Here is a 16,383-nt window from a genome sequence, read left to right on the forward strand (position 1 = left end):
ACCTATCCATGTAAACGCTCTTCATCCAGGTGACGAATTGTCAACACCAAGAAGGTCACGATAAACAATATAAAATAGGCGATGCTTAAGGTATCAATCAAACCCTGATTAAAATATCTGAAATGCTTCAGTAAAGAAATATAATGCATCCAGCCATTTGTTTCATTTGCAACCAGATCAATCATCCACAATCCTAATAGCATCCCCAAAGAACCAATAGCAGCAATCACCGGTTGTGCCGTTAGGCTTGAAATATAAAGACCCAGCGCTGAAAAGCACGCAGTCAGCAGAAATAATCCTATCGCATTACTGAATAACAAACCGAAATCCAACATACCGCCTATCCGCAATGATATGGATAATGCGATTATCAGCATAATCACGAGCGCAAAAAAAATCATTATGCTGAGAAATTTACCCAGTACGATATCGATGATAGAAACAGGCGCAGAAATAAGTAAGGTCAGGGTGTGGTTACGGCGTTCTTCAGCCAGTAAGCGCATCGATAGTATCGGTGTTATCATCAGCAAAACAATCGCTGCTGATGCAAAGCTGGGAGAAATAACAATCTCTGTAATTCCCGGGGAATTGATCACTTGCAGTAATTGTGATTGTATCTCAAGGAAAGCATCCAAGCGCATCAGAAAGAAACCTGCAAACATGAGCTGAATCAGTGCGAGCAATATCCATGCTAAAGGAGAAATAAACAGCATTCTTAATTCCTTACGGATAATAGTTGCTAGCATGACAAACATTTCCGTTTATTCATGATCGCGTAAGCTGCGCAAATATGTCTTCCAGACTCGCATCCTGTTGTCGCAATTCGATCATGGTTTGATCAAAAACTACCGCCCCTTTATGCATGATTTGCACTCTGTCACAGACATTCTCTACCTCAAGCAAAATATGCGTTGATAAAATAACACTGCTCGTTTTACCTAATTCTCTAATTAATAATCTTATTTCTTGTACTTGATTAGGATCAAGGCCAACCGTAGGTTCGTCCAATATAATCACATCCGGGTTATGTATAATTGCTTGCGCAATACCAACCCGTTGCTGGAAGCCCTTGGATAACGTTCCGATCAAATACTTCCCCTTATCTCTTAAACCACAGCGTTGCTTTACATTTTTCAATACAATCTGCATAACTTGTTTATTAACGCGATGTAATCGAGCAGCCAGCAATAAGTATTCATTGACCGTCATGTCAAAATAAAGCGGTGGAATCTCAGGCAGATAACCTAAATGCGCCTTGGCTTCTAACGGCTTATCCAATAAGTCGATGCCACAGATTTCTATACTGCCACTGCTTGGCGCAAGATTTCCCGTCAACATGCGCATGGCAGTGCTTTTACCTGCACCATTAGGTCCGAGCAACCCCAATACTTCTCCTCGCCTTAATTGCAAGTTAACATCACATACCGCAATATGATGTCCAAAATTACGATGCAGATTTTGCGTGGACAAAGTTACCAGCCCCGTCACATCGACCATACCAGTAAATTCCTATAATCGCCTAATAAATCACTTAACTGATGAATTAATTGCAAGATTGCGCAGTTCGAATTGCCTGACTGAATAGTATATTTCGAATAACTCTGGAATTGCTAGTTTTGGCTTAATTGCCACAATAACAAATGAAACAAAGAAATATTTCTCTTTTCACTGGAATGCTGATTCGATTGATTATTAATATGAAAACTATATAATTTCTACTACTTAAGCATATTAATCCACTCATTTCACTTTAATGCACAGTACAGCTTTGTTGCAACTAAACAACATATCAATTTGCGATAATGTACAAACAAACTGATAATAGAACACTAATTAGTTCGAAGTAGTAGAATAGCAAAGACTTTCAATTGTAATGGTAAAGCATTTATTTGCATTACCGATAGAATTCTCAGAAACATAGTTTTCATTAAAGGACAACATCATGAAAAAAATATCAGCCAAAAATACTCTTATTGGAATGGTTCTTATATCAGCAATGTTTTCTGGTGCTGTCTTAGCACAAGAAGCAAACGCTGATCAATCGGCAGACGCCGCAGCAGCTAAGCCGCAAGCTTACAGTATTGATGGCCGTGGTGAGGTTGCAAGAAACTCGACCGGATTATGCTGGCGCACCAGCTATTGGACACCGGCGATGGCTATTCATGAATGTGATCCGGATTTGCTCAAGAAACCAGAAGTCGTAGCAGAGGCCCCTCCGCCTGTTATACTACCGCCTGAAAAAATCACATTTTCTGCCGATGCCTTATTTGATTTTGATAGCTCAAAATTAAAACCCAATGGCATCCAATCTCTTAATGAATTCGTTACGGGCATAGAGGGTGTAAAATATGATCTCATCATTGCTGTGGGTTATGCTGATCGCATTGGGTCGGATGCATACAACAAAGCACTCTCGCTACGTCGCGCCGAATCGGTAAAATCGCATCTGGTATCAAGAGGCATAGATCCAAGCCTCATCTTTGTTGATGGTAAAGGCGAGGCCAATCCGGTAACAGGTAACAGTTGTGCCGGTGAAAGAAGATCCAAAGCGTTGATTGAGTGTTTAGCACCTGATCGCCGGGTTGAAATTGAAGTAGCAGGCACTCGATAAGTCAGATTAATTTATTATTTTTATTAAAAAAGCCCTGCACATTCCGCAGGGCTTTTTTCTTATTACCAGCCCATGAGTAATCGGGAAGAAATTGATACACTAATTGAAGCGAAATGGATTATTCCTGTTGAGCCCGCTAAAATTGTATTAAATCAACATGCCATTGCAATTGATCACGGCATCATCAAAAATATCCTTCCGATTGCCGAAGCCAGTCAACGTTACAAGCCACAACAAACGTTCACTCTAAACGATCATGCTCTGATTCCGGGATTGGTCAATTTGCACACTCATGCAGCCATGACTCTCATGCGGGGGCTTGCTGATGATTTACCTCTAATGGAATGGCTCAATAAATATATCTGGCCAGCAGAAAATCAGCATGTCAACGCACAATTTGTACTGGATGGCACCCAGCTTGCTTGTGCCGAGATGATCAAAGGAGGCATCACTTGCTTCAATGACATGTATTTTTTCCCTGAATCCTGCGCGCAAGCTACAATAAGCTCAGGAATGCGCGCTGCTATTGGTATGATTGTCATTGATTTCCCGACAACTTATGCCAGCGATGCGGATGATTATCTGGCCAAAGGATTGGAATTGCGCGACCAGTATCAACATAATCCGCTGTTATCTTTCTGCTTTGCACCCCACGCGCCTTATACCGTCAGCGACAAAACCTTCAGCAGCATTCTGACTTATGCAGAACAACTCAATGCCCCGATTCATATCCATTTACACGAAACCCAGGATGAAATTCGTATCAGCATGGAATCCAGTGGCGTAAGGCCCTTAGAACGCATGCAGCAATTAGGATTGCTCAGTCCCAATTTAATTGCCGTACATATGGTGCACCTGACCGACCACGAAATTAAATTGTTACATCAATATAATTGCAGCATTGCTCACTGTCCTTCATCTAATATGAAATTGGCCAGCGGATTTGCGTCCATTCCATCATTAGTCAATCAAGGTATTAATGTCGGTCTAGGCACAGATGGTGCCGCCAGCAATAATCGTTTGGATATGTTTGAAGAAATGCGTTTCGCAGCATTGCTGGCTAAAGCAAACAGTGGTCGGGCTGATACCCTTCCCGCCCATCAAGTGCTGCGAATGGCCACTCTGAACGGCGCTAATGCTCTAGGATTAGGTGAATCAACTGGTTCATTAATCGTTGGCAAAGCAGCCGATATCACAGCCATTAATTTCTCTCATCTTAATCTTACTCCTTGCTATGATCCCGTTTCACATTTAGTCTATGCGGCTAGCCGCGAACACGTGAGCCATGTGTGGGTAAATGGTAGAATGCTGCTTGAAGATAAAGAATTGAAGACGCTGAACCAAGCTGAACTGCACTATCGCGCAACCATGTGGCAAGAACGTATCGCAGCAACGTCAAAACAATTGCTTTAAAGGAACACGTATGGAAAATGACGGTATCAATGCTGATCCGCTGGAACTTGAAAAATTCAGCCAACTCGCTCACCGCTGGTGGGATCCGCACAGTGAATTTAAACCCTTACATGAAATCAATCCATTACGCCTTAACTACATTAATGATCTGACAAATGGATTAATGGGAAAGACCATACTGGATGTCGGCTGTGGCGGTGGTATTCTATCCGAAGGCATGGCATCAATGGACGCACATGTCACCGGCATTGATCTCAGTGATAAAGCGCTCAAGGTTGCCAAGCTGCACCTGTTGGAAAGCGGCTATGACGTTGATTACCGCAAAATTACCGTAGAGTCGTTGGCGCAAGAAAAACCACAGCATTACGATATTGTCACTTGTATGGAAATGCTCGAGCATGTGCCCGATCCAATGAGCGTTATTCGCGCGTGCGCGCAATTAGCCAAACCAAATGGCTGGATATTTTTCTCAACCATCAATCGCAACCCGAAGTCCTACCTATTTGCAATTATTGGCGCGGAATATGTTTTAAATCTATTACCGCGCGGTACGCATGAGTATGCAAAATTCATCAAACCTTCCGAGCTTGCTCGCATGGCGCGTAATGCCAGCCTGATCGATGAAAAACTGATCGGCATGACGTACAACCCCTTCACTAAAATTTATGCACTGGAAGAGGATACCGATGTCAACTACATCATGGCTTACCGCAACTAACTTCCATCAATCTCAGCAAGCGTACTTTAATGATTGAAGCTGTTCTCTTTGATTTTGATGGAACCTTAGCCGACACCGCACCTGATCTTGGTCATGCCTTAAACCGACAGCGCACTGCACGAGGCCTCACTGAACTCCCCATTGAACAGATCCGTCCGTTGGCATCCGCTGGGTCGCGAGGATTGCTAGGACTCGGCTTTAATATCAAACCAGGTGATGAGGGCTATGAATTCATGCGCGATGAATTTCTGGATTTTTACACCCAGTGTCTGTGTCACGACACTTGTTTGTTTCCGGGCGTAGAAGCGTTGTTGAATCAAATGAAAATGATGAATATACCATGGGGCATTGTCACCAACAAACCTGCCCGTTTTGCACATCCACTCATCCAAACACTTGGGCTAGGACAGCGAGTTGCCTGTGTCATATGTGGCGACGAAACCGCTCATACCAAGCCACACCCTGCACCACTCCTGGCAGCCAGCAACAAAATGATCATCTCCCCTGCTCACTGCATTTATTTAGGAGACGACATTCGCGATGTTCAAGCCAGTCTGGCAGCCGGCATGCAATCCATCGTTGCACGCTATGGCTATCTGGGCATTGATCAAGCCCCTGAAACCTGGGGTGCACATCACCTGATCGATCACCCCGAAGAATTGCTGGTTCATCTGTAAAGAAATACTTATTAATTCTGTTAGAATATCAACGCAGAACTTGAACTTTTAGATTTCATCACCATCCTAAGCACTACCAAAACGAATACCGGGGACGATCTGGTTTCGACGTGGGTTGCAAAGCAGCGCAGGGCATACCGAGGATCAGATTACCTCGTAAATCCATCTGAAAACAATAGTCGCAAACGACGAAAACTACGCTTTAGCCGCTTAATTCGGCTAGCCTCTGCACCGATGGGCCTCAACGCCGGGTCTGGCAACAGACAGCAGAGTTACTAACGAGGATCGCGTTTTATAGGGTTACTTTATAGAACGTTAAACGCAAGGTGACTCGCCTGTCATCAGCCTGCCGGTTGGCGGTTGCCAGGTCAAACTAAATAACATGGCTAAGTATGTAGAACTGTCTGTAGAGGGCTTGCGGACGCGGGTTCGATTCCCGCCGTCTCCACCAACTTCCGGTCTAACTCAGACCACCTTAGACCAACTAAGACCCATAAAAAACAGGGTCTTAGTACCGGTCTCACAAATACCCCATTAGGTCTCCAAAGGCCTCGGTTGTGGCACAAAAATGACACAAAATTGGCACAAGTTGTTTATGCCGATAATCACACCGCGCAGCCTATGGAACAGAAAATTGCCGTCGCATACGGCGCCATATTTTCAGCGAGCTTTCCCCGATTGCGGGAGACTTGGCGGCTCACTACATCAAAACGGCTGAACGTTCCAACTTTGGGCAAGCAAACCATGAACTGCAAGATATTTATAATCAGCTGCGCATTGAAGATTTAAATTTATGCGCTGATCATGAAGAATTGCTCAATGCCGCCCGGCGTTATGCAGAAAAATGTTATCTGGCACGCAACCGCGCAAAATCACCTTCTGATGCTTATCAAGCCTGTTTGCGCATAGTCGATCATTATCAAGTCAAGCGGCCATCCATTAAAGGCGATAATTTGGAACCGGCACTGATTCGCATGTGCTGTCATCACTGGTGGTTTCGCAGAATAAAAATATTACGACTACGCAAGATTGAAACCATAGCCAGAAATATTGAGTTGGTCAGCCGCTTGCGTGGCACGTATGCCAGCGACTTCATCATTCATGCTAAACGCAAACAAAAGGAAAGAAATCGTCTGTATCTGGCCACGAATTTTGTAAGTAACCAGAACGGCGATATTTTTTCCCTGCAGACCCTAGCCGATCGTTCGGTATCCAATCCAGCCATTCGCCGTGCTGAATTGATGACCCGTATCAGAGGTTTTGAAATGGTGGCCGATCATCTGGGGCATGTGGGCGAATTCTATACCGTGACCACCCCTTCGCGCATGCATGCGTGTCTGCATCATGGCGTAACCAATCCACGCTATGACGGCACCAGCGTTTTACAAGCGCACGAATACCTCACCCATATTTGGTCACTGATCCGCGCTGAATTGCATCGTCAGGGTATTCAACCCTATGGCTTCCGCGTAGTCGAACCGCATCACGACGGCACCCCGCATTGGCATTTACTATTATTCATGCCGGAAAAACACCGCGAAGCCGTGAGAAAAGTCATGCTTCATTACGCCCTTCTCGATAATGGCAACGAACCAGGAGCGCAAGAACGCCGTTTCAAAGCGGAGTCGATTGATCCAGCGAAAGGCACGGCAGTGGGTTACATCGCCAAGTACGTTTCCAAAAACATAGACGGCTTTGCACTCGATCAGGATTTGTATGGCAATGATGCTGCAAAAGCAGCCGAGCGTATTACCGCATGGGCCAATACATGGGGCATTCGCCAGTTTCAGCAAATCGGCGGCCCGAGCGTGACCGTATGGCGTCAATTGAGAAAACTCGACAAAGCCGACGATCCGGAACTCGAATCCATCCGTCAATCAGTAACTGCCAGCGATTGGGCAGCTTTCATGCTGGCGATGGGAAACCCTGAAACTGCGCATCGTTTCCATGCTATCAAACCATTCTACGATGAGAGCAAGCGATTAAATCCAATGAATGGCGAAGTATATTCCCCGGCAACCGGACATTATGGCGATTCTGCTCCATTGCGCGTATCCGGAATACTTTGGAAAGGATCGAGCTATAGCACACGCAAACATGTTTAGATGCTTTTCAAAGTCGACAGCGAGGACGTGACATTAAGGAGCGAGGCGCAAGCCGAGCGCACGCAATGTCACGCCGGAGCTGTTTCTCTTGGAATTCACTGGTTTAAATCTGCGAATGGCAGAATTTTCATAAGCATGAAGGCTGCAAATCTATGGATGCAAGGCAAAGAGGCATAACGATCCGCGGCAATAGCGCCCAGATATCGTTCACCTATCAAGGTGAACGCTGCCGCGAATCAATACCCATACCTCCAACCAAAACCGCGCAAAAGGAACTGGCGCTTAAGCTGCAATCCATCAAGTACGAAATCAAGACCGGCACTTTCGATTACAACCGGCATTTTCCGTACAGCAAGAAAACCAAAGAATTCAGAAAGAATCATCCTGATCTCTACACGATCAAAGAAGCCCTGATAAGCTGGCTGCAACGCAATCAAGCAAAACTGCAATTAAGCACCCTGCAAGACTATAACAGCGCCATCTATCACCATTTGATTCCAACCTTTGGCAGTCTCACTATTTCCGAACTGACTGCCAGCAAAATAAAGGAATGGTTATCTGAACTCCCCTGCTCCAACAAACGCAAAAGCAACATTCTGACCCCACTTCGTCAAATGTATGAAGAGCTCTACCTTGATGAAATTATTGACAAGAACCCACTTTCAAGAGTTAAAAACCTCCCAAACAAAACCCGTGAACCCGAACCTTTCACGCAAGACGAAATCACCAAAATTTTAAACGAACTGAAAGGCCAAGAAAGAAACTTGATTCAATTTGCTTTTTATTCAGGCCTCAGAACCTCCGAACTCATCGCATTACGCTGGCAAGATGTTGAGTTTGAGCAAAACCGAATATTTATTAAACAAGCTCATGTACGCGGCCAACTGAAAGACACCAAAACAAAATCGGGAAAACGGGAAGTCACACTTCAACCACAAGCCAAAGAAGCTTTGCTTAATCAGCAAGCATTTACAGAAAAACAAAACGAAACCGTATTCCATAATCCGCAAACCAACCAGCCCTGGAAAAACGATCAACCTATCCGCAAGAATGTTTGGATTCCGGCACTGAAAAGAGCAAATATCAAATACCGCAATCCTTATCAAACCCGCCACACTTTTGCATCAACATTACTTTCAAAAGGTGAAAAACCGTTGTGGGTTGCCCAGCAAATGGGACACAAAGATTGGAGCATGATCATCAAAGTTTATGGCCGATGGATTCCGCAATCAAAATGAACTAACTTATAAATGCTGCTCAATATCAATGCGACCATGGAGAATACGCACAATCTCGATTTGATCTTTTTCTTTATAGTGATAAAAAATTAAATGTTTACCAACACCATATTTATGGTACCCATTACTGATATCATCGCATAAATGACCTAGTTCCGGTTCGTCAGCGAGATCATAAAAAGCCAGATCAAGTTGCCTTAGATAATTTCTTTGCTGTACCTTTCCAAATTCTTTGCATATGTAACGTCCAATTAAACGCATATCACTTCTTGCCTTTTGAGTGAGGATAAATGATCCCATCTAATCTTCACTTTCCAATTCATCCAAGATGCTTTGCAAAGAATAGTTGGATGAGCCGCTCTGTTCGCCTTCAATCAAAGCTTGGCGCAATATTTCTAATTTGGTTTCACGCTCTTCAAGCAAACGCAACCCTGCCCGTATGGCCTCACTGGCCGTACCATAGCGCCCCGTTTCAATTTGGTTGGCCAGAAATTTCTCGAAATGTTCGCCCAATGTCACACTCGTATTCTTTTGTACAGGCATAACCACCTCCATGCAAAATTGCAAACATCAATATTGAATTATAATATTTATTGGTACGTTACAATAAATAAGCATATTAGTATGTTCAAGTCTATTGATTATCAATCGGCTCAACTTCATTGATGTAAGCTATGGTCAAATTAATGGATAAACGATTTAACACTTGGAACAACCTATATGAACATCAAACCCATCAAAACAGATGCCGATTACCGCGAAGCACTAAAAGAAACAGAATCACTGATGACAGCAGATTTCAACACGCCGGAAGGCAAGAAACTGGATGTTCTGGTTACACTAATTGAAGCATACGAGCTCAAACACTTCTTGCTTGATAAAAAATGATAATTCTTCATTCTGGACCTGACACCGACTTATGTGCGAATAAAATATAACTTAGCTTTTTGGTTGCTTTAACATTCAATCTTCGTTTAACTAATTCATTACTTATGAAAACATCTTTATTGAAAATTATTTTTTATTTTAGTAGCTTGCAAATTTCACCATAGTTACCTTCCATTGCATAATTAAGCGCTGACTTTTTATTTTTATCAATCAGTTGAGAATCTGCACCAGATTGAATTAAAAATTTGACAATAGATGTATGACCTAATTTTGAAGCCAACATCAAAGCTGTGAGACCAGCGAAATCACGTTGATTTACATCGGCTTTATAATGTATGAGCAATTTGCACAAAGATAATTTGCCGTATTGCGCTGCAAAGTGTAAAGGCGTTGCACCATATTTTGTTGATATACTTGGGTCTGCAGCCTTTTGTAATAAATATTTAGCATTTTTTTCTGCTCCATTTGCTACTGATACCAGCAAAGATGACCACCCATTTGGAGCAATAAAATTTATCATAGGGTTTCTGTTTTTAAATAAATCTTTTAAGTTACTGTTAGTTGCATCGCTAAAAGCATATTCAAACATCAATTCATTTGGATCTTTTTCATGAGTTATCTGAAGTGTATAAGCTTTAAAAGCCATGGAATTAAAAAAACTTCTTATATCATTCCCAGGTATTAATTTTGGAGCTTGTTCACAAGCCATTTTTACGTATTTAAATTTAATATCATCTGTTTTTATAATTTCTTGAGTATTTTTTTTAATTAAATCAACTCTTATAATAGAATCATTATCATTAGCTCCTTCAATGAAAGGAACAGGGTGGGCATTTCCTTCCTGAAAAGCTATTTGTTCAAGCATAGTGAATCTTGGAAAGGTAGATTTTTTTTGCTCTTCCCTGTCTCTTTTTATATTCGACATGATGTATTTAAAAGCTCTTTTTTTTGGTACAGAAAATGGTTTCCTTAAGGAGGAAATATATTCCAAAACTTCATCATCCCTATCAATATATGCTAAGTGTTTTTTCATAGTCTCCAAATTTTCAATAGAAAATATCTTTCTCTTTGGAGCTAAGATTGTGAAGAGGATCAAAAATACAATTGCAAAAATTAAATAGCGAACGGGGAAAATAGCTATTTCTTCTTCTCCGTTAAACCAATTGATAGATGCAATTCCAACGATTACCATAGTGCCAAAAAACGCCATCATTATTAACAGGAAGGGAGATATTGATTTTTTAAATTTATAAAAAACCAACGTAGTATTTATAACAACATTCAGTAGCAGCGCAGCTATTGTGGAGAAAATAGCTGATAAGAAAGGTATGATGAGATCTAATCTATTAGTTTCTTGAAGAAAAGTGTTTTCAATTAATTTCGGGTAAATAATAACAAGGGAAATTAGAGGTATTGCTATGAATATTATTAATTGAAGATTTGATTGCCAAGAATTGTAATCATTTTTTGAATATTCTATAAGACTTAATATATTACAAAGCGCAATTATCGATAATAAAATATATGATGTTATTTGTTGATTTTGAATGTCAAAATTTTGAAGATAATCTATTTTTGAAATATTAATACCAAAAAAATACCATATTATTAAAAGAATTGAAGAAGATAAAGAAAGTTTATTACATTTATAATAAAAATCTTGGTTCATAACATAATTGTTTCAAAACATTAAGAAATTACAATATCATATAATATATAATACATGCTAAAGCTATTTACCGGATCAGCAAAAAATTCATTTAAGAATAAATAAATTCTAATTCCTTCCCGTTTACAACTTAAACACAGCCTTGTTAATTTTATGATTTATCGTTTATTTGAGAAACCATCGAAAATAATTATCTAAAGTTTCTAAGTAGATTGAATCTTTTCAAAATGCTACTATATCGTGTTAAATATTAAACTTACTTTATTCTTATAAGCAAGTGCTTATCCAATTCTGAGTAAAAAATTGAATTACTTTGTTAAGAATAAAATATTGAGAAATTGTATTATAGGGTTTAGAGTAATTTACAGAATCAACCAAATTGGGTAAAAAGATTGGCACATAAATAACAAAGGCTAACAGTAAATGATTAATTCTTTAGAATTAGATGCGGGTTCGATTCCCGCCGTACCATTTAAACATCCGAGAACATCTAACACAATCCTAAAACCCGCGTAATAGCGGGTTTTTTATTGCATGTTGATTTTTGACACCTAATAGCACATTTTTAGATGAGGATAGGAGCGATTAAGGTCGTTTAAAGCGCTTTTTTCTGCGAGATATCGATACAGAGTTTCTTTTACGATCCTTCAGTAACTTTTTATCCCTCCTTATTAATTGGAAGAAACACTATGATCCTGCGCTCTCATTTACTGTTTATTATTCTGATTGGCATTACCTTGAGTAGCATTCAATCTGTCCATGCGGATGACTATAAACCTACAAGTGTAGATTCAATTTTGTATTTTCAGGCCGGTATTAAGGATGCTGAATACTGTTCAATGATTGTTAAAGATGGTGAATTGCTTACCATTAATAGCAATACAGGCAAGATACTAAGCAATGCTGCCATGACTTGTCCGGATATGTTTTCCTGGAAGCTATTTGCCGAAGCAGTTCAGGCTAAATTCTGGTCAAACTGGGCTGATGAGAACGACAATTGGCCAGCACAGCCCTATGCACTCTGTCAGTCTGGACAAGCCCCTGGTAAAGATCATTGTTGTCAACCTGGATCAACAAACAACGATCTCGATCATTGTCCAGTTTATCCAGGGGTTCAGCACGCCGCTAAACTCAAAAGTCTGACTGATGCTTTGACAGAGGAAGCGCAAGTGCAGGCGCGCGATCCTGCTTTACAGCGCGATACCCGTCTACCCTTCCATGACGTACTTAATCCCCTCGGTCGTATGGTTAAATTGAAGTCAATGAAGAAAGCAACAGATGCACCGATATCTTCCTGTTCTGCGGTATCTGTCGATGGTAAGACTAAGGATCTGATACCAGATATCATAAAGAAATTTAATCCATCCGATGCAGAAAGTACAGGTCGCGTCATTCGTCAGACAAATGCTGAGCTGACCATTCGCAATAAGGTATTTCATGATTACCTTTTCACCAATAATTTATATAATGCCAACGGCGTAATAGATATATTTAAGATTAATCAGAAAAATCTGCAAACAGAAGCACCTTATCATTTAGCCAATCATTCGTCTCAGGGCGGGAAGCCCGGTGCGTTGTCGCGCATAGACTTACCGCCAGATGCCATCATGATCAAGAGTAACTGGCTGCATCATGATCTTGCTGTTGCACTTGGATTGCCGGAGGACCCCAAGCAGTACATTAGCAAATTATTACAGACACAGATTGATCTTCAAGCGCTTGGTATCAGCAAATCATCCCTCACTTGCAATTTGGAAGGGATTCATCACCTAGTGGCATTCCATATTTCTTCTAAAGATATTCCCAACTGGGTATGGACCACCTTCGAGCATATTAGCCTGCCAGGTCGTTGTGATATCACCGGCTGCAATGATGCTTACGGTTATGCAAGCAGCGATAAGAATCGCCCAGCTGGCACTGCAGATAATTACACCAAACCCAATCAACATAGCGATCAATTGAACTCTCCCAGTATCGTTTTCAATTCTGACAAAAGTTATCCGTTGGAAAAAATTCGCCCGGAATGGGACAAGCTGCTAATTCAATTAAATATTGGCGACGGCAGCAGCACGAGTCAGATTGAACCTGATCCGGAGGATATTGCGTGGCGTAACTTCCGCCTCAAAGGTTCGCAAGTGGAGTTTGTTAACTCAATGGGTCAATCGACGCTATTGGGTAATTCGGTAACCGAAGCTGGTTTTATGGATGGTTCGAGTTGTATTAGTTGTCACGCAAGAGCAGGTGCGGCACTGAATGGCGATGGCTCAGCTAATTTTCTTGCATTATCAGTGTTTGAGCGCAATTTGACCGACTTTGGCTATGCACGCAGCCATCACGGTATCCCTAATCCGTTCTGGTTCTACAACGATAACAACAGCCGTCCCAACCTGATGGTAATGCAAACAGACTTCATTTGGGGTTTCCTCAACGCCAGCCCTATCGTGACTAGTAAACCATAAAAGCAATGTCATGCTGTTTCAACCTGTGTTACCAAGTTGCGCAGGTTGAAACGATGCACATTACTATTATGCTACGGTTTACAAACAGCTATGTTGCTCCCAAGATAATCCTCCCCGATATTAAAGGTGCAATACAGTAGAATTTTCAAGTAAAGGAAAAGCTATGCAAATTTTGTCAAAAAAATACCTACAGAATTTATTGATCGTGTCCACTTTACTGCTTGGTAGTTCTTTTGCCTCGGCGGGAAAAAATCATCCCTCTTGTGCCTACGAACCCATCGATATTGAAAAATACGGCAAGCAACCGTTCCAGAATCCACCCGATCTGCACGCACAAAATGGTAGGCTCGAAACTGTACTGACCGTACAATATACCGACCCAAAAACCACCAGCATCGCAGGTTGCGGCGTGAAACTGCGCACCTATGAAGGAAAACTGGTGGGGCCGACATTGCGTGTCAAGCAAGGTGATATCGTCAATTTGTTGTTGAAAAACCAGTTGCCGAAAGAATCACCCGATGAAATTCAGGCACAATTCGATCAGGAGAACCAAAACGCTTATCTGGATACCATTCCGGCGTCTTTCAATACCACCAACGTACACTTCCACGGCTTACACGTATCGCCCACCGGTAACAGCGACAATGTACTGCTCGCCATTTCGCCGCAAAGTAATTTCCCTTATGAAGTGACGTTGCCGAAAGACCATCCGATCGGCTCCTATTGGTATCATGCCCACGCACATGGCTCGACATCGATTCAGGTCGGCAGCGGCATGGCTGGCGCCATTGTAATTGAGGATAATCCAAGTACCACGCCGAAAGCGCTGTTGGCCGCTAATGCCAACGAAAAAATCTTCGTACTGCAAACGATTTTATACAATCAGAAAGGCGAACTGAACAATATCACCAGCCTGTTCCCTGGCCCATCCACACCCAATCCGAAAGATTGCAGCACTGCCACCAACAAGGACACATGGCCTTGCTCGCACCGGCGTATCACTATCAATGGCCAGATCGTTCCGATCATCACCATGAAACGCGGCGAAGTACAACGCTGGCGTTTGATCGATACCGCTTTTCGTGAATCCATCGCATTCGCGGTTGAGAAGCATGATTTACATGAAATTGCTTTGGACGGCAATTACCTAGGGCGCATTGATACCTGGAAAGCAGGAACGCCGATCGATCTGCAGCCGGGCTACCGTAGCGACATCTTGATTAAAGCCAGCATGAAGCCAGGAGAATATCGCATCATCGATCAGCCGACCTCTAGTTTGAAATCGCTACGGCAAGCTGATGAACCGGAAAATTTACTGGCCATTCTGAAAGTCGTTGACGAAACCAACGACATGGCTTTGCCAACCAACGAGGAAATGGCTGCGCTGGCGCCCTTTGGCAATCTCGATTTGAGCAAACAAGCTATAGGCGTGCAGGAAGTTGCGTTCAAGCTCGGTCAGGACATGGCAGGCAAAAAAAATTATTTCCAAGTCAATTACCGCGCTTTTAATCCCGACCATGTACGTCAATTGGAGTTAGGCGCTGTCGATATGTGGTCGCTCACGACCGTTGGTGATCCGGCTGCAGTACCGGGTGCTATTCCACCGTTACCGCATGTATTTCATATTCATGTCAATCCATTCCAGTGGCAGCGAATCGGTCCGGACGGTAAACCGCAAATGGTTTGGAAAGATACGCTGTTGGTGCAAGGCCCGGCGGTGACCAATGTGTATACGCACTATCAGACCTACACCGGAAAATTTGTCATGCATTGCCACATTCTCGATCACGAAGACTTAGGCATGATGGAAATCGAAGAAGTGATCAACACGCCGATTGCACATAGTCATTAGCCATCAGAACAACTTGCGATGCCGATCCGACTGTATCAGGGGTTTTTCAACAGGCCGGCTACATCAAACAACTTTTCTATCCATTATTACAGAATCGTGATTTATTCGGATACCGCTTGCTTGATCAGCGCCGCCAGTGAATCCGGTAATCTGATGTGTCCTGCGAGTATGAATTGATGAGCTTGAGCGGACATCTTATTCCAAATTCTACGAATGATATCGAGCCACTTCTGTTCGTCGTATTCAGGGTGCTCGCCAGCAAAGTCGAGCAGGTAATGTTCCAAGAAAACCAGTCCGGCAACATCCTCCAATAACTGTGTATCCGGATTGGTTTTAAGCGATTTCTTGCCAACGGCCTGGGTTACGCGTGCAATGAATGTATTTTCATATCCAGCTTTAGCGAGCAAATCGGCAACGGTGTCGGCATGAAATTTGTTTAACTCGGTACGCCATTGATGATACCCCTTTCGATCCATCGGATAATCGCTGCGTGGCGATTTCCAGCGCTGGATGTGCTGAGCACTCACCGCCAGTTTTATGGCATCATCGGCATCGGGCGCATAGCGTTCGAGCATGTCAGACATGCGGCGCGAATAAAGCAATTCTTTCGGCCAATCCTTCCCTTCGCTGATTTCGCGGTTCGGATCTTCACAATTCGCTGCGTCGATTAGCGCTTTTGCTTTGTCGAAGCATTGCCTGGTCATATGATTGCCGGTTAATCTGGTATTTGTTGAACGATGCAGGATTAAAACA

At 42.6% G+C, this 16,383-nt stretch carries 15 protein-coding genes and 1 other RNA gene; 10 read left to right on the top strand and 6 right to left on the bottom strand.

The window, feature by feature from the left end:
- Positions 1 to 2: 2 nt before the first annotated feature.
- Both C4S39_RS05935 and C4S39_RS05940 read right to left on the bottom strand, forming a co-directional pair.
- Positions 3 to 746 (bottom strand): ABC transporter permease, encoded by a 744-nt coding sequence (locus C4S39_RS05935; protein ID WP_103966175.1) that lies wholly within the window; start codon positions 744 to 746, stop codon positions 3 to 5.
- 19 nt (positions 747 to 765) lie between these two features.
- The gene (locus C4S39_RS05940; protein WP_103966118.1) at positions 766 to 1,497 is read right to left on the bottom strand and encodes an ABC transporter ATP-binding protein; all 732 of its coding nucleotides are present in this window, start codon (positions 1,495 to 1,497) and stop codon (positions 766 to 768) included.
- A 445-nt stretch (positions 1,498 to 1,942) separates the two neighbouring features.
- Between C4S39_RS05940 and C4S39_RS05945 the strand changes: the two genes are divergently transcribed.
- The 7 genes from C4S39_RS05945 to C4S39_RS05975 all read left to right on the top strand — a co-directional run bounded on the left by C4S39_RS05945 (position 1,943) and on the right by C4S39_RS05975 (position 8,762).
- The gene (locus C4S39_RS05945; protein ID WP_103966119.1) at positions 1,943 to 2,611 is read left to right on the top strand and encodes an OmpA family protein; all 669 of its coding nucleotides are present in this window, start codon (positions 1,943 to 1,945) and stop codon (positions 2,609 to 2,611) included.
- Positions 2,612 to 2,683: 72 nt separating this feature from the next.
- Positions 2,684 to 4,024, top strand: a complete 1,341-nt coding sequence (locus C4S39_RS05950; RefSeq protein WP_103966120.1) for a TRZ/ATZ family hydrolase — start codon at positions 2,684 to 2,686, stop codon at positions 4,022 to 4,024.
- 10 nt (positions 4,025 to 4,034) lie between these two features.
- Positions 4,035 to 4,742, top strand: coding sequence for a bifunctional 2-polyprenyl-6-hydroxyphenol methylase/3-demethylubiquinol 3-O-methyltransferase UbiG (gene ubiG / locus C4S39_RS05955; protein WP_103966121.1), 708 nt, complete (start codon positions 4,035 to 4,037; stop codon positions 4,740 to 4,742).
- A 29-nt stretch (positions 4,743 to 4,771) separates the two neighbouring features.
- Complete coding sequence (locus C4S39_RS05960; protein ID WP_103966122.1) at positions 4,772 to 5,419, top strand: HAD family hydrolase; 648 nt, start codon at positions 4,772 to 4,774, stop codon at positions 5,417 to 5,419.
- A 90-nt stretch (positions 5,420 to 5,509) separates the two neighbouring features.
- Positions 5,510 to 5,870, top strand: a transfer-messenger RNA (tmRNA) gene (gene ssrA, locus C4S39_RS05965).
- Positions 5,871 to 6,108: 238 nt separating this feature from the next.
- Positions 6,109 to 7,524: a replication endonuclease gene (locus tag C4S39_RS05970; RefSeq protein WP_258039308.1), complete on the top strand. Its 1,416-nt coding sequence runs from the start codon at positions 6,109 to 6,111 to the stop codon at positions 7,522 to 7,524.
- A 152-nt stretch (positions 7,525 to 7,676) separates the two neighbouring features.
- On the top strand, positions 7,677 to 8,762 hold the full coding sequence (locus C4S39_RS05975; protein ID WP_103966123.1) for a tyrosine-type recombinase/integrase: 1,086 nt from the start codon (positions 7,677 to 7,679) through the stop codon (positions 8,760 to 8,762).
- Between the two features lie 6 nt (positions 8,763 to 8,768).
- On the opposite strand, the gene C4S39_RS05980 is transcribed toward C4S39_RS05975, so the two are convergent.
- Both C4S39_RS05980 and C4S39_RS05985 read right to left on the bottom strand, forming a co-directional pair.
- Positions 8,769 to 9,062 carry a type II toxin-antitoxin system RelE/ParE family toxin gene (locus tag C4S39_RS05980; protein WP_103966124.1) on the bottom strand — a complete coding sequence of 98 codons (294 nt, stop codon included), beginning with the start codon at positions 9,060 to 9,062 and terminating at the stop codon, positions 8,769 to 8,771.
- Complete coding sequence (locus C4S39_RS05985; RefSeq protein WP_103966125.1) at positions 9,063 to 9,305, bottom strand: type II toxin-antitoxin system ParD family antitoxin; 243 nt, start codon at positions 9,303 to 9,305, stop codon at positions 9,063 to 9,065. It lies immediately after the preceding gene.
- Between the two features lie 177 nt (positions 9,306 to 9,482).
- On the opposite strand from C4S39_RS05985, the gene C4S39_RS05990 reads away from it, so the two are divergent.
- The gene (locus C4S39_RS05990; RefSeq protein WP_258039309.1) at positions 9,483 to 9,650 is read left to right on the top strand and encodes a hypothetical protein; all 168 of its coding nucleotides are present in this window, start codon (positions 9,483 to 9,485) and stop codon (positions 9,648 to 9,650) included.
- Between the two features lie 133 nt (positions 9,651 to 9,783).
- Here C4S39_RS05990 and C4S39_RS05995 read toward each other — a convergent pair whose 3' ends face one another.
- On the bottom strand, positions 9,784 to 11,319 hold the full coding sequence (locus C4S39_RS05995; RefSeq protein WP_103966126.1) for an ankyrin repeat domain-containing protein: 1,536 nt from the start codon (positions 11,317 to 11,319) through the stop codon (positions 9,784 to 9,786).
- 689 nt (positions 11,320 to 12,008) lie between these two features.
- Here C4S39_RS05995 and C4S39_RS06000 point away from each other — a divergent pair.
- Positions 12,009 to 13,778 carry a hypothetical protein gene (locus tag C4S39_RS06000; protein ID WP_103966127.1) on the top strand — a complete coding sequence of 590 codons (1,770 nt, stop codon included), beginning with the start codon at positions 12,009 to 12,011 and terminating at the stop codon, positions 13,776 to 13,778.
- A 163-nt stretch (positions 13,779 to 13,941) separates the two neighbouring features.
- Positions 13,942 to 15,630, top strand: coding sequence for a multicopper oxidase family protein (locus C4S39_RS06005; RefSeq protein ID WP_103966128.1), 1,689 nt, complete (start codon positions 13,942 to 13,944; stop codon positions 15,628 to 15,630).
- A 101-nt stretch (positions 15,631 to 15,731) separates the two neighbouring features.
- Here the strand turns inward: C4S39_RS06005 and C4S39_RS06010 are convergent, their stop codons facing one another.
- Positions 15,732 to 16,334 (bottom strand): DUF4202 domain-containing protein, encoded by a 603-nt coding sequence (locus tag C4S39_RS06010; protein WP_103966129.1) that lies wholly within the window; start codon positions 16,332 to 16,334, stop codon positions 15,732 to 15,734.
- Between the last annotated feature and the right edge of the window lie 49 nt (positions 16,335 to 16,383).

Source organism: Nitrosomonas ureae (assembly GCF_900108305.1).
Lineage (GTDB): Bacteria > Pseudomonadota > Gammaproteobacteria > Burkholderiales > Nitrosomonadaceae > Nitrosomonas > Nitrosomonas ureae_B.

What these genes read in the sequence shown, in the direction of transcription:
- C4S39_RS05935 (WP_103966175.1), bottom strand. Translation starts at nt 746, where the DNA reads ATGCTAGCAACTATTATCCGTAAGGAATTAAGAATGCTGTTTATTTCT.
- C4S39_RS05940 (WP_103966118.1), bottom strand. Translation starts at nt 1,497, where the DNA reads ATGGTCGATGTGACGGGGCTGGTAACTTTGTCCACGCAAAATCTGCAT.
- C4S39_RS05945 (WP_103966119.1), top strand. Translation starts at nt 1,943, where the DNA reads ATGAAAAAAATATCAGCCAAAAATACTCTTATTGGAATGGTTCTTATA.
- C4S39_RS05950 (WP_103966120.1), top strand. Translation starts at nt 2,684, where the DNA reads ATGAGTAATCGGGAAGAAATTGATACACTAATTGAAGCGAAATGGATT.
- ubiG (WP_103966121.1), top strand. Translation starts at nt 4,035, where the DNA reads ATGGAAAATGACGGTATCAATGCTGATCCGCTGGAACTTGAAAAATTC.
- C4S39_RS05960 (WP_103966122.1), top strand. Translation starts at nt 4,772, where the DNA reads ATGATTGAAGCTGTTCTCTTTGATTTTGATGGAACCTTAGCCGACACC.
- C4S39_RS05975 (WP_103966123.1), top strand. Translation starts at nt 7,677, where the DNA reads ATGGATGCAAGGCAAAGAGGCATAACGATCCGCGGCAATAGCGCCCAG.
- C4S39_RS05980 (WP_103966124.1), bottom strand. Translation starts at nt 9,062, where the DNA reads ATGGGATCATTTATCCTCACTCAAAAGGCAAGAAGTGATATGCGTTTA.
- C4S39_RS05985 (WP_103966125.1), bottom strand. Translation starts at nt 9,305, where the DNA reads ATGCCTGTACAAAAGAATACGAGTGTGACATTGGGCGAACATTTCGAG.
- C4S39_RS05990 (WP_258039309.1), top strand. Translation starts at nt 9,483, where the DNA reads ATGAACATCAAACCCATCAAAACAGATGCCGATTACCGCGAAGCACTA.
- C4S39_RS05995 (WP_103966126.1), bottom strand. Translation starts at nt 11,319, where the DNA reads ATGAACCAAGATTTTTATTATAAATGTAATAAACTTTCTTTATCTTCT.
- C4S39_RS06000 (WP_103966127.1), top strand. Translation starts at nt 12,009, where the DNA reads ATGATCCTGCGCTCTCATTTACTGTTTATTATTCTGATTGGCATTACC.
- C4S39_RS06005 (WP_103966128.1), top strand. Translation starts at nt 13,942, where the DNA reads ATGCAAATTTTGTCAAAAAAATACCTACAGAATTTATTGATCGTGTCC.
- C4S39_RS06010 (WP_103966129.1), bottom strand. Translation starts at nt 16,334, where the DNA reads ATGACCAGGCAATGCTTCGACAAAGCAAAAGCGCTAATCGACGCAGCG.